The sequence below is a fragment of the Paenalkalicoccus suaedae genome, from assembly GCF_006965545.2.
Taxonomy (GTDB): domain Bacteria; phylum Bacillota; class Bacilli; order Bacillales; family Salisediminibacteriaceae; genus Paenalkalicoccus; species Paenalkalicoccus suaedae.
Window position 1 is genome coordinate 1,950,906 of the sequence record NZ_CP041372.2, and the last position, 13,345, is coordinate 1,964,250.

12 protein-coding genes are annotated in these 13,345 nt (G+C 42.1%); 1 reads left to right on the forward strand and 11 read right to left on the reverse strand.

Translation table 11 applies throughout. From position 1 onward, the window contains the following. Nucleotides 1-37: 37 nt before the first annotated feature. From hfq to cotE, 6 genes are all read right to left on the reverse strand, one after another. Nucleotides 38-271: an RNA chaperone Hfq gene (hfq, locus tag FLK61_RS10370; protein WP_176009390.1), complete on the reverse strand. Its 234-nt coding sequence runs from the start codon at nucleotides 269-271 to the stop codon at nucleotides 38-40. 46 nt (nucleotides 272-317) lie between these two features. Beyond that, nucleotides 318-1,241: a tRNA (adenosine(37)-N6)-dimethylallyltransferase MiaA gene (gene miaA / locus FLK61_RS10375; RefSeq protein WP_176009391.1), complete on the reverse strand. Its 924-nt coding sequence runs from the start codon at nucleotides 1,239-1,241 to the stop codon at nucleotides 318-320. Then, the gene (locus tag FLK61_RS10380) at nucleotides 1,238-2,023 is read right to left on the reverse strand and encodes a class I SAM-dependent methyltransferase (RefSeq protein ID WP_176009392.1); all 786 of its coding nucleotides are present in this window, start codon (nucleotides 2,021-2,023) and stop codon (nucleotides 1,238-1,240) included. The genes miaA and FLK61_RS10380 overlap by 4 nt, the downstream gene beginning before the upstream one ends. Then, the gene (gene mutL / locus FLK61_RS10385; protein WP_176009393.1) at nucleotides 2,023-3,984 is read right to left on the reverse strand and encodes a DNA mismatch repair endonuclease MutL; all 1,962 of its coding nucleotides are present in this window, start codon (nucleotides 3,982-3,984) and stop codon (nucleotides 2,023-2,025) included. The genes FLK61_RS10380 and mutL overlap by 1 nt, the downstream gene beginning before the upstream one ends. Before the next feature lie 12 nt (nucleotides 3,985-3,996). Further along, nucleotides 3,997-6,534 (reverse strand): DNA mismatch repair protein MutS, encoded by a 2,538-nt coding sequence (gene mutS / locus FLK61_RS10390; protein ID WP_176009394.1) that lies wholly within the window; start codon nucleotides 6,532-6,534, stop codon nucleotides 3,997-3,999. Nucleotides 6,535-6,715: 181 nt separating this feature from the next. Then, nucleotides 6,716-7,273 (reverse strand): outer spore coat protein CotE, encoded by a 558-nt coding sequence (cotE, locus tag FLK61_RS10395; RefSeq protein WP_176009395.1) that lies wholly within the window; start codon nucleotides 7,271-7,273, stop codon nucleotides 6,716-6,718. A 133-nt stretch (nucleotides 7,274-7,406) separates the two neighbouring features. Between cotE and FLK61_RS10400 the strand changes: the two genes are divergently transcribed. Beyond that, on the forward strand, nucleotides 7,407-7,922 hold the full coding sequence (locus FLK61_RS10400) for a GNAT family N-acetyltransferase (RefSeq protein WP_176009396.1): 516 nt from the start codon (nucleotides 7,407-7,409) through the stop codon (nucleotides 7,920-7,922). Nucleotides 7,923-7,997: 75 nt separating this feature from the next. On the opposite strand, the gene FLK61_RS10405 is transcribed toward FLK61_RS10400, so the two are convergent. The 5 genes from FLK61_RS10405 to FLK61_RS10425 all read right to left on the reverse strand — a co-directional run bounded on the left by FLK61_RS10405 (nucleotide 7,998) and on the right by FLK61_RS10425 (nucleotide 13,300). Beyond that, complete coding sequence (locus FLK61_RS10405; protein ID WP_176009397.1) at nucleotides 7,998-8,417, reverse strand: YlbF/YmcA family competence regulator; 420 nt, start codon at nucleotides 8,415-8,417, stop codon at nucleotides 7,998-8,000. Next, nucleotides 8,417-9,943, reverse strand: coding sequence for a tRNA (N6-isopentenyl adenosine(37)-C2)-methylthiotransferase MiaB (gene miaB, locus FLK61_RS10410; RefSeq protein WP_176009398.1), 1,527 nt, complete (start codon nucleotides 9,941-9,943; stop codon nucleotides 8,417-8,419). Before miaB ends, FLK61_RS10405 begins: the two co-directional genes overlap by 1 nt. Nucleotides 9,944-10,077: 134 nt before the next feature. After that, complete coding sequence (locus FLK61_RS10415) at nucleotides 10,078-11,256, reverse strand: glycine C-acetyltransferase (protein ID WP_176009399.1); 1,179 nt, start codon at nucleotides 11,254-11,256, stop codon at nucleotides 10,078-10,080. A gap of 20 nt (nucleotides 11,257-11,276) precedes the next feature. Beyond that, a complete protein-coding gene (gene tdh / locus FLK61_RS10420; RefSeq protein ID WP_176011209.1) occupies nucleotides 11,277-12,314 on the reverse strand; it encodes an L-threonine 3-dehydrogenase in 1,038 nt (345 codons plus the stop codon). A gap of 725 nt (nucleotides 12,315-13,039) precedes the next feature. After that, nucleotides 13,040-13,300: a stage V sporulation protein S gene (locus tag FLK61_RS10425; RefSeq protein ID WP_176009400.1), complete on the reverse strand. Its 261-nt coding sequence runs from the start codon at nucleotides 13,298-13,300 to the stop codon at nucleotides 13,040-13,042. Nucleotides 13,301-13,345 lie beyond the last annotated feature (45 nt).

Below are 13,345 nucleotides of genomic sequence, written 5' to 3' on the forward strand. Positions count from 1 at the left end.
AAGTACCATGGCCGAGTGTCGACCATGATACTTCATCTTACTTTGTATCTTGCTGGAGCGAGACATTTCTTTGCGGCGAAAACGTGGAGATTGCATGCTTATAAACAAGCTGCTGTTTTCCATCCGTATCAAGAATGACAGTAAAGTTATCAAAGCTCTTTACATGTCCTCGAAGCTGAAATCCATTTAACAGGAATACGGTTACTGGAATATTTTCTTTTCGTAACTGATTTAAAAACTGATCTTGGATATTAACCGGCTGTTGCTTCATGAGTTTGTCCCCCTCTATTGTCTACACTACATGTATTATTCTATTATTATGCCCACTTTCCTTCTATAAATTCAATCATTTCTTTTATTCTTTCATCACGTGAATGGCTCATATCAAACCATGTAACGGGCATTTTGTTACGGAACCATGTTAATTGCCGTTTAGCAAATCTGCGAGACTGCTTTTTAAGCTCTTCTAAACTCGTTTTTATGTCTTCCTCGCCTCGAATAGCAGGTAATAATTCTTTATATCCGATAGCTTGCATCGACTGAGCATTTTCGTAGCCTGATTCATAGAGGCGTGTGGCTTCTTTCAACAGACCTTCTCGCATCATGAGCTCACAGCGTTCGTTAATGCGAGTATACAATGCTTCACGCTCCATCGTAAGTCCAATAAGGATAAAGTCGAAGGGACTTTCTTTTAGCTCTTCTGCTGATTGATCTATTTTTTCACCGGTAAGCTCGATAATCTCAAGAGCTCGAATCACTTTACGAATGTTATTGGGATGAATTGTCGCTGCACGGTCGGCATCTTTTGAAGCTAATAGCTTATGAAGCGCCTCACTTCCATGCTCTGCCTCATACGCCTCATATTTTTGACGCACCGACTCATCTTCCCCAATCTCTGAAAATTGATAGTTGTAAAGCAGGCCTTGAATGTACATGCCAGTCCCACCAACTATCATCGGCACCTTACCACGACTTACAATATCCTCGATTAATTCTGTTGCTTGCGTGCGAAAATCAGCTGCGGAGTATGATTCGTCTGGTGTTAATACGTCAATTAAGTGGTGAGGAACCCCGGCTGTTTCTTCCGGTTTAATCTTAGCTGTGCCTATATCCATTTCTTTATACACCTGCATCGAATCACCGCTAATCACTTCTCCATTGAAATGCTTAGCTAGACGTATGCTTGTCTCTGTTTTGCCGACTGCCGTCGGACCAATAATGACAATTAATTTAGGCTTCATAAGGACCCCTCCGAACAGTCGATCACACCGTATATATGACTTGCTTGCCTATCGATCTTTTCAAACCCGAAATGGTCAAATACGGGACTATGATAAGAATCTTTTAAAACGACGCGCTTTCTTGCAACGCGTTTAGCGTGTAAAACGGCTGCTTCTGATAAAGCTTCTCCATTCGCAAAGGCGCGTAAGGCGTTTATCCCATTCGAGCTTGCGACCTGCTCGTGGAACATAGGATCAAAATAAATGATATCCTGAGAGTTTGTCGGCTGCTCTATCAACCATTCCGTATAGTCGTATGTTTGCACTGTTATTCGTCTCATCGCTTGCGTTAGCTCATCGAGCTCACTCTCATAGGTTTGGAGACCGTGTTTCACTATGTTAGCTGTATACGGTACGGACTCCAATCCGATAACTTGCCCTTTAGGCGTGGCCACACTTAGTATAATCGCATCAGATCCCAGTCCCAGAGTGCAATCAACGATTTTATCGTCAGGACTAATATTTGCTGCTTTTATGAGTGGATCCCGTCCTGATCGTCTTATTTCTAAAGCGCGCAAATGAGATCCACTTGGGTGGAAATAAAATGCTTCTTTTTGTCCTTTTTTGAACAAATCGACTCTTGTTGCTTTGACGACTACTAATATATCGCTATCTTCTAGCATCTTGTCTATAGAGTGGCGTTCACGAGGTACATACGTGTAGCCCCACTCCTTGGCTAGCTCCATTGCTTTTGGCTGAAGTATTTCTCTACGTTTACTTGCTGTCGTTACGGCTACTTCCATTAATTCATCACTCGTTTAAACAATTTTTCGATTTCATAGGTAGAATAGTGCACAATAATTGGTCGTCCATGTGGGCACGTATATGGGCTTTGACACAACCGTAAATCCAATAATAAACGCTCCATATCACGCTTTTCTAGATGATGATTAGCTTTAATGGATCCTTTACAAGACATTAGGATTGCGGCATCTTCTCGCAACTCTTTCACATTAATTTTGCGAAGCTTACGTAGTTGCTCCAGCATCTCAAGAATCGTATCCTCCTCTTCTCCCTTTGGGAACCAAGTAGGGTAAGCTCGTACTAGATAGCTTAGCTTGCCAAATGGCTCTAAAAACAGACCTACCTGTTCTAGGTCCTCTATATGGGCAGCAATCATACTAGCCTCCTGCTGCGTAAAATCAAAGGTAAGAGGGACAAGGAGTTCTTGTACTTCCTGTGTTGGATGTGCTAATTTTTCTACATAAAATTCGTATTTAATTCTTTCTTGTGCCGCATGTTGATCAATCATATAAAAGCCTGTCTCGTTCTCGGCTAAAATATACGTGCCGTGCAACTGTCCAATTACGTGTAGCTGTGGCATGGTAGAGGTAGTTGTGTCAGTAGAAGCTACCTCATCGCTTGATTTGTCCATATCACTTGAGTATGCATCACTGTTTGCATCAGTTTCATTCTCTTCTCTATTTGAAGGTGTATGATCTACCGGACTTTTCGTATACTCGTTAATCGAACTCGAAACTCGTTGTTCATCTCTTAACTCCTCAGCATCAGACTTCTCCACTCTAGTAGACGCTTGAGTCGACTCGCCTGGATACGTAGCTGCAGATTCCTTAGCCTGCTCACGAAGCCATGAAGTCTCTTCTGTCTGGACCTCGTTTTTACCTTGTTCTCTTTCTTTTGCCGGATCAAACGAAAACGCTAGTTGCTCTGATTGCACCTTTTGCTTTGGCTTTTCTTTTTGCATCGACGGAATAAGCGTCTCTTCTTTAAAGCGTGCGGCAATCGCATCACGAATTAGCTCTTCCATCGCCTGTTCTTTACTTAAACGTACCTCTAGTTTTGATGGATGTACGTTCACGTCTACTAAAAGAGGATTCATCTCGACGTGTAAGACGACAACAGGGTATTTCCCTATCGGAAGTAACGTGTGGTAGCCTGCTTGAATGGCTCGCATCATGGCGTAGTTTTTAACAAATCGACCATTTATAACGGTGGACATATATGATCTGTTCGCCCTCGTAACCTCTGGCCTTGCTAAAAACCCTGTCACCTTATAATCTAGTGATTCCGCTTGAAACGGAATCATTTTCTTCGCCATGTTCACCCCATAGATAGCGGCAATCACTCGCAGTAGATCCCCTTTGCCACTTGTTTCTAAAAGCGTATGGGACTCGTGAGTTAATGTGAATGCAATAGTAGGGTGAGCGAGTGCCATCCGATTCATCACGTCCGTTATGTGTCCGAGCTCTGTGTGAATGGTTTTGACATACTTTAACCGTGCTGGCGTATTAAAAAAGAGCTCTTCTACAATAATCTCTGTTCCTTTTCTGGCCGACGAGCTTACTCTTTCCGTTAATTTTCCCGCTTCAAAGGATAGCGTTTCTCCCGATAAACCATCCGATGACGTTTTTAAGGTAAGTTTAGATACGGACGCAATACTTGGTAATGCTTCTCCTCTAAACCCTAGTGTTTTAATACGAAACAGGTCATGGTCGTGTTTAATTTTACTTGTTGCATGGCGGAGGAATGCCGTCTCTCGGTCATCTGGCTCAATGCCGTTCCCGTTATCTAACACGCGAATAGATGCTAAACCGCCGTCTTTGACATCGACGCGAATAGACGTACTCTTTGCATCAATGGCGTTCTCGACTAGTTCTTTTACAACCGAAGCAGGTCTCTCTACAACTTCACCTGCCGCAATTTTATTCGATAATGTATCAGATAGCTGTTGAATAAGCGCCATAGTAATCCCTCCTTACGATAGTTTACGTTGCCATTTATCTACGAGCTCCATCACTTGGAGCGGTGTCATCGTTAAAATATTTGCTTTTGAGACTTCGTCTAATACTTCCTGTTTGGTCTTCGTCATCGGATCTTCTAAGGCAAACAGCGTAAGTTGCTCCGGCTCCGCCTGCGGCTCGCGATCACGCTCGGACTCTAGCGTCTGTAAAATACTTTTCGCTCTCGTTATGAGGCCGTACGGCAGTTCCGCGAGCTCTGCTACATAAATACCATAGCTTCGATCTGCTGCCCCTTCTACAACCTTATGAAGGAACACGATGGAATCATTCTCTTCCTTCGCTGATACATGCACATTCCAAAGCTTCGGCAATGTCTCGCTTAGTGCCGTGAGTTCATGATAGTGGGTAGAAAATAGGGTCTTCGCACCAATTTCATCATGAATATATTCCATAATCGCTTGCGCTAACGCCATCCCATCATACGTGGATGTGCCGCGTCCAATCTCATCCAGTAACAGCAAGCTTCGATCCGTCGCATGAAGCACAGCCTGCTTTGTTTCAAGCATTTCTACCATAAACGTACTCTGCCCAGAAGCTAAATCATCCGCCGCGCCAATTCTCGTAAAGATTTGATCGAAGATTGGGAGTCTAGCTTCCGTTGCTGGTACAAACGATCCTATTTGCGCCATGATAGACGTTAACGCAACTTGTCTCATATACGTACTTTTACCAGCCATGTTTGGACCGGTAATTAGGAGCATTTGGCGATCATCGCGTAGTTCAATGTCATTGGCCACATAATCACCAGCGTCAATTACCTGCTCGACTACAGGATGCCTCGATTCTTTAAGTTGCAACGATCGATCCTCTGTAAATGTAGGTTCTACGTAATTATGTTGCTCCGCTACTTCGGCAAAACTCTGCAAGCAATCAATTGTGCTGATTCGTTTAGCCACAAGCTGTAACTGCTGGATATATGATTTCACTTGCTCCCTTATCTCTAAGAAAAGCGTGTGTTCAAGCTTCTCACTTTTTTCTTCCGCTTCTAAAATAAGCACTTCACGCTCTTTTAGCTCAGGAGTAACGTATCTCTCGGCATTTGTAAGTGTTTGCTTTCTTTCATAGCGCCCTTCCGGTAAGAGTCGAACATTTGCTTTTGTCACTTCAATATAGTAGCCAAACACTTTATTAAACCCAACTTTAAGTGTTTTAATTCCTGTTTCCTGACGCTCTTTTTGCTCAAGCTCTGCAATCCAGCTCTTCCCGTTTTGCATCACGTGTCGGTAGTCATCTAACGTACTATTATAGCCGTCTTTAATTAGATCACCCTCTGTAATACTTATTGGACAATCCTCTTTAATACTTTCCTCTAATAGGGCAACCACTGGGGACATATCCTCCATTGATTGTACAAGCTTTTCTCCAAAAGAGGTGTTTAGCGCACGCACATTCTCCACTATCTTAGGTACTTGGAGTAACGAGTTTTTGAGCTGAAGTAAATCTCGTCCATTCACGTTACCGAAAGAAATTCTTCCGGATAAGCGCTCTAAATCATACACGCCTCGCAGAAGTTCACGAACCTCAACTCGCTCAAAAAAACCATCGATAAACGCGGAAACAAGCTCTTGTCGGTCTTTTATTTCCTGAACAGAGATCGCCGGTCGTTCGATCCACTGCTTTAACAATCTCGCGCCCATGGATGTCTCGGTTTTATCTAAAACGGATAATAAAGAGCCAGCTTTTTTCTTCTCTCTTACGGTTTCAACAAGCTCTAAGTTACGCTTCGAGTGTACGTCCATGAGTAAAAACTGTCTTGGCTCATAGTACGTCGCTTCTTGCAAATGATCTAGTGCTCGCTTGGTTGTACGTTTTACGTAGTGAATAGCGCGGTAAATGCCACGTTTACACGCATCATCTTGTAGTGAGCTTGCAACTGTCTCCGCTTCTTCTAGCGCTGTCTCATTCTCTTCTATTGAAAACGTGGCTGAAACGCGCTCTTTTATTTGCTGAAGGAACGCCTCACTTAATTCCGATGCGAGTACAATTTCTCTTGCTCGATAAGACGAAATTTCATTTAGCGCGTCTGTCTCATTTACTTTTGTTACACGAACCTCGCCAGTTGTCATATCAACTGCTACAACAACGATCTGTCCATCGGCTTCCGTGAGCGAAACGAAATAGTTGTTTTGCTTCTCTGTAAGAGCGCCACCCTCCATGACAGTACCTGGCGTAATGAGTTGCACAACTTCTCGTTTTACAATCCCCTTGACCATTGCCGGATCCTCTGTCTGTTCACAAATCGCTACCTTGTAGCCTTTTTCTATTAACTGAGAAATGTAGTTACTGGCAGAGTGATGAGGAACACCACACATTGGCGTTGCATCTTCTCCTTTTCCACGCTTTGTCAACGTAATTTCAAGCTCTCTTGCTGCATTAATCGCATCCTCAAAAAACAGCTCATAAAAATCTCCGAGCCTAAAAAATAAAAAGGCATCCGTATACTGTGCCTTAATTTCCTTATATTGTTTCATCATAGGAGTTTCTTTTGTCATTATGTATCAGCCAACCTTTTTGTCATGTTTACTCCGTATATTATAGCATAGCAAGGAGGAAGGAAGCAGGGTGTACGGCTGACAGGAAAAATAGTCGCATTATTTATATAACAATAGAAAAAGGAATCGATTGTGTATATCGATTCCTGCTCTACTTATACCTATTGCTATGCGATCGCTACTAGTTTTTCGCTTCTTCTTCTAAAAAATCAGCGTGCAAAGATGCAAAGTCTTCATCTGAAGGGAAGGAATGATCCGTTTCTTCCTGCTCTTCATATTCCACCTCTTCTACTTCAGCAGATTCCTTCACTTTAACAAGTAGCTTTGTTTCTGCAACAGCTTCAATGCCCATTTCTTTTTGCACATGCACTTGGACCGTTTTTTTATCAGCCAATATCTTCGCTTCTAGCGTTTGAGGTTGCTGAATTTCCCTTGCTACAATCTCCATGTCAGATAGAATGTCCCCATCTGACATTTTTAAGACAATTGGCTCTTTGTATTCGATTGTTTCTGTTGCTACTTTTGTCTTCGTATCGTCCTCTGTCGAGTACCAAAGGTTAATATCATAGGTGCCGCTGATCTCTACGTCTTGCCCATCTAGCGTTGTTTGAAAGCGGTGGTTGATAATCCAGCACCCTAAAATGTTAGTTGGCGTCTCTTCTGGCTGGATGCGATCAAATGTTTCTTGAAACGATGTCCCTTTACCACATATGGCTTTCGTTATAATTTCGCGATACACGAGTTTTTACCCCCTTTACGAATGCAATCTACTGACAGCATATGCAGGACTGTCCGAAGTATGACAAAGCAAGGTTGCAACTTCCGCTCTATTTGTTAAAATAAGGAATACATTTTCTTAGGAGGCTACATAAATGACAGTTTCTATTTCGTTACGACCACTCTCTTTAGATGACGCACCATGGATCCAGCACGAAGTAAGTGATCCAGATATTGCGAAATCTACACTTACTATTCCCCACCCTTATCCAGAGGATGGTGCCACCATGTTCCTTCAAGCCGTTTTAGCAAAACAACGAGCCGGGGAGATCGAGATCTTTGCCATTGTTGATGATAAAACACAACAAAACATTGGTGTTATTAACCTTAATATTAATGTGAATCTTAATCACGGGGAGATAGGGTATTGGATTAGCAAAAGAAATTGGGGAAAAGGGTATGCGACAGAGGCGAGTAGAGCGATCATCCAATTAGGCTTTCAACGTCTAAATCTCCATCGAATTTATGGTCGGGCATTTGCTTCAAACGTAGGATCCTCAAGAGTTTTAGAGAAGGCAGGATTACGCTACGAAGGAACGCTACGTGAGCATCTGAAGCGTGATAGTACTTATCACGATACGAAGGTGTACGGTCTTTTAAAGACAGACTAAAAAACACCTCCCAACGAGCTAGGAAAGGAATTACTCCTTTCCCTACTCTCTTGGGAGATGTTTGTTCATTTACTATTAGCAGTGGTCAAACGGATTTTTTGTCGTTGTGCCTTTTAGCACATCGCCACCAGATGACTCGATAATCTTTTTCGTCACTGTGTTAGAGATCGTGTTACTCACCATTTGCAAAATATCGTTTACTTCCATCTGAGATTGCTTAAACTCTTTTACGAGTGGAATATCATCTAGCTCATCCTGAAGCGCATCGATTTTTGCATCTGTTTCTTTTAATGCTTCTGTTTTTTGATAGTGCTTTAAATTTACCGCTTCTTTTTGTAGCTTTTTAATTTGCGCAATGATTTCTTGCGTACGAAGATGATCGTTAATTTGTAGCTCCGCGCGCTTAAAGAAATCTACTTCCTCTGTCTCTGCGATTAAATCCGCTAGCTCACGTGCTTTATCTAATACTTCTTGTTTACTTCTATACTCTGCCATTATCCATTCACCTCAGACATCTCAACGACTTCGCCGTTTAAAGACCATGTTTTTGCTTCCGTTACCCGTACGTGTACAATTTGACCAATTGCTGACTTGGGTGCGCGGAAGTTTACTAAACGATTTGTACGTGTACGTCCAGACAATACGTCTGGATTTTTCTTACTTTCCCCTTCAACAAGGACTTCAACTACGCGACCTTGATAATCGAGGTTTTTCTTCGCTGACTGCTCATTTACCAGTTCATTTAGGCGCTTCAATCGAGCCTTCTTCACTTCCATTGGGACATTATCCTGCATTTTTGCTGCTGGAGTACCATCTCGTGGTGAATAAATGTACGTAAATGCACTATCATAATCCATTTCACGAACGAGCGTCATTGTATCCTCAAACTGCTCCTCTGTTTCGTTAGGGAAACCAACAATGATATCTGTTGTAAAGGAAGCGTTTGGAATTGCTTGTTTTATCTTACCTGCAAGCTCTACATACTGCTCACGAGTATACTTACGGGCCATAAGCTTCAAAATCTCATTATTACCACTTTGCACTGGTAAGTGAATGTGCTCAACAAGATTACCACCTTTCGCAAGGACGTCGATTAAGTGATCATCAAAGTCTCTTGGGTGACTTGTTGTAAAACGAATACGTGGAATATCAATTTTGTGAAGCTCATCCATGAGATCTCCAAGGCCATAATTCACGTCGGCTAAGTCCTTCCCATATGCATTCACGTTTTGACCAAGTAACGTAATCTCTTTGTATCCATTCCTTGCTAAGTGACGTACTTCTTCAATTATATCCTCTGGACGTCTACTGCGCTCTTTACCGCGAGTATAAGGCACAATGCAGTACGTGCAAAATTTATCACACCCGTACATAATATTAACCCAGCCTTGAATTTGACCTTTTCTTGCACGAGGCATATTTTCAATAATATCGCCTTCTTTAGACCAAACCTCTACGACCATTTCTTTACCAAAAATAGCTGATTGGAGTAGCTCAGGCAGTCGGTGAATATTATGTGTACCAAAAATTAAATCGATTTGCTGATGCTTTTCTAAAATACGATTGACGACAGATTCCTCTTGCGACATACAGCCACAAACTCCGAGAATTAAACCTGGGTTATCTCGTTTAAGCGCTTTAAGGTGACCGAGTTCTCCGAATACTTTGTTCTCCGCGTTCTCACGAATGGCGCACGTATTAATTAAAATAACGTCTGCTTCCTCTGCGATCGAGGTGGAGACAAAACCCATATTCATCAAGATTCCAGCCATATTCTCCGAATCGTGCTCATTCATTTGGCAACCGTATGTACGAATTAAAAATTTCTTTCCAGAGCCAATTTGTTGCATGTTGACAGGGATCTCAAAATCGTAGTGTATCGCAATGTCCTCTTTTCCACGCTTTTTCGCTTGCTTCAAGCTTGGCGGGACATAGGTCGTTTCGAAATACTGCGAATAGTCTTTCGTAGACTTCTCTTGTGATGAAGACGTTTCTTGCTGCTTACGCTGCTCTTCATTCATCGTGGCATTACTCCTTTATAGATAAGCTGTCAACGTACAATTATAAAGGGTTTTCCTTCTTTATACAACCACTTATCGTAATACCTAAATGGCCTCTCTTCTAGTTTACAAGAAAAGAGGCCATCAAACTTACATTATGAAATAATATTTAACTCTTTACCAGCTTTTTCGAACGCAGCGAGCGCTTCATCTAATAGCTCTTTTGTGTGCTCTGCTGTCACGATCGTACGCACACGAGCCTGTCCTTTTGCCACTGTTGGGAAAGCAATTCCCTGCGCGAAGACACCATACTTTTTAAGTGTGTCAGACAGCTCGTGAGCCTTTTTCTCATCTCCAACAATTACTGGTGTGATTGGCGTTTCACTCTTACCAGTATCAAAACCAAGCTTTTCTAAACCAGCCTTTAAGTAGCGCGTGTTTTCCCACAGCTTCTCAATTAGCTCCGGCTCGTCTAGTAGCACTTGAATCGCTTCCTGACACGCTGCAGTTACTGTTGGAGGGTGTGATGTACTAAAGAGGAATGGACGACCCTTTTGAATAATATAGTCGCGCACTGCCTGTGTACTTGCAATATAGCCACCTAAAACGCCAACTGCCTTACTTAATGTACCTACTTGAATATGCACGCGACCGTTTAAATCGAAGTGATCGACCGTACCTCGACCGTTACGTCCAAGTACACCACTTGCGTGTGCATCATCAACCATGATTAATGCATCGTACTTTTCGCAAAGCTCCACAATCTCTTTTAATGGCGCAATATTACCATCCATGGAGAAAACTCCGTCGGTAACTACTAGACGTGTACGATAGTCCTTCGATGCTTTTAACGCCTCTTCTAAACTTTCCATATCAACGTGCTTATAAATTTTACGCGCAGCCTTTGTTAGACGAATTCCATCAATAATGGATGCGTGATTTAATTCATCAGAGATAACAACGTCTTCTTTTGAAAGAAGGGATGCTAGCACTGCCTGATTTGCTGTAAATCCAGACTGAAGTACTAGTGTTGCTTCTGTATGTTTAAATTCAGCTAGCATTTTTTCAAACTCTTCGTGCATTGTAAATGTACCAGCGATCGTACGCACAGACCCTGTACCTGCGCCAAACTCATCCGCTGCGCGAACAGCCGCAAGCTTTAGCCGAGGGTGCGTCGTTAAACCTAAGTAGTTATTAGAAGAAAGCTGAATAAGCTCTTTCCCATCAATCGTTACTTTTGCTTTTTGATCGGACTCAAGAGGGATTAACGAACGAAATAGTCCCTGCTCCTTCATTTCCTCTAATTCTTTCTCGATATGTTCAAAGCCTTTCATACATATTGCCTCCTTTTAATTTAGGGGTGCAAAACTACTTTACCACATGCACCTTTATTCATTAACTCAAAGCCCTTTTCAAATTCTTCTAAAGGAAAATGGTGGGTAACAATTGGCGCTACATCGACTTGACCTGATGTAAGTAGTCCCGCTACCTGTTGCCACGTTTCAAACATTTTTCTGCCGGTAATACCTTGGACAGTAATCCCTTTAAACACGATATCGTTTGTGACATCGATCTCAACAGGGCGAACGGGTAAGCTCAATATAGAGACTCTCCCCCCATTCTTCACCATCTTAAACCCTTGATTCATGGCGATAGGATGACCACTCATCTCGCACACAACATCAACACCGTGCTTTGTCACAGATTTAACCGCAATAAGAGGATCCTCTTGCAGAGAGTGAATCGTTTTTGTTGCTCCCATTTGTTTTGCTAAATCCAATCGGTATTCATTTAGATCAAGTGCGATGATATCAGATGCTCCGCATGCCTTAGCAACAGCGACTGCCATCAGTCCAATAGGACCACAGCCAATAACAGCGACTGATTTGCCTGCAACATCACCAGCAAGTACTGTGTGCACGGCATTCCCTAAAGGCTCTTGAATACTTGCGATATCCCAAGGTAGCTGCGCGTCATTCTTCCACATATTAATCGCAGGAAGTGCGACATATTCAGCGAAGCATCCGTCACGGTCCACGCCAATAATTTGTGTATCTTCGCAAATATGTGCATTTCCAGTTAAACACTGTGGGCAATGCCCACAAACGATATGCGTTTCTGCAGATACGTGATCCCCGATTTCCACGTTTTTAACGAGCTCGCCTTTTTCTACGACTACTCCTGAGAACTCATGACCAAACACGTAAGGTGGGTTCACTCGGCTCTGTGACCATTCGTCCCAATTATAAATATGTAAATCTGTACCACAAATCGATGTGGCTTTTACCTGAATTAGCACATCTTGCGCACCAATCTTTGGTATTGGTACCGTTTTCAATACTGCCCCTTTGTGAGCACCGTCTTTCACTATCGCTCGCATTGTCGTCGTCATCATGTCCCTCCAACCTTGTTTTCTCTATCGTATCAGATGATAATGTATTTCTCAAGTGTACAGTCCACGACAGGTGGACACTTGCAAGCGACTAGAATATTTTTAGAAAATATTTTTTATCCGTGGTTGATTGATGCAAGTAAACGCTTATTTATAAGTCAGATGTGTCATTTCGTTAGCAAACATCTTCATTGGTCTATGTATCTTTCATTGATTCATTGATTTGACAACGAATTTTTCGGATGTGCGTGTTTAAAATAAAAAGTTATCCGTATATAGAAAGGTTTTTATTCTTAGTGAATAAAGGATAAAGCCTTTCATGCAAAACAGAGAGAAGATTTCATATGATGTGCCTTCTTTATAAGTTGTTTTGTGGTGGGAGGCTCCTCTTGAAAGCGGTTAACTCTTTAAACGGGGTCATATGTGTTTGTTTAATATGTCTATATTTTAGGAGAAGCACATTATAACGACCCTCTATTGCAATCGTTTATATTGATTTGCGTCAATCAGACCTCCCTTTGAGACAAACTATACATTATCGACATCCTTTAGCTCACCAAGTATCAAAAGCCAGTTACCTTAACTGCAAGCCATATGAACCTTCTCCTTCTAAAAAAGCTATCTACAAAAATAAATGTGTATAATTTCCAAAAATTAAAAAGCCACCTCTCAGATAATAAGAGGTGGCTTAAAAGAGCTTTTTTAGTTCTAAAGTTATTTGCCTATTATCTAGGCTCGACGATTAATTTAATTGCTGTACGTTCATCTCCGTCGATTTGGATGTCCGTGAAGGCAGGAATACATACTAAGTCGATACCACTTGGAGCTACAAATCCTCGTGCGATTGCAACAGCTTTAACCGATTGGTTTAGTGCACCGGCTCCAATGGCTTGAATCTCCGCTGAGCCTCTTTCTCGAATAACTCCAGCGAGTGCACCAGCTACAGAATTTGGATTAGATTTTGCTGAAACCTTTAATACTTCCATTTCAGTACCTCCTCTAGTATATAATGTGATGAATTGGTTCCATCC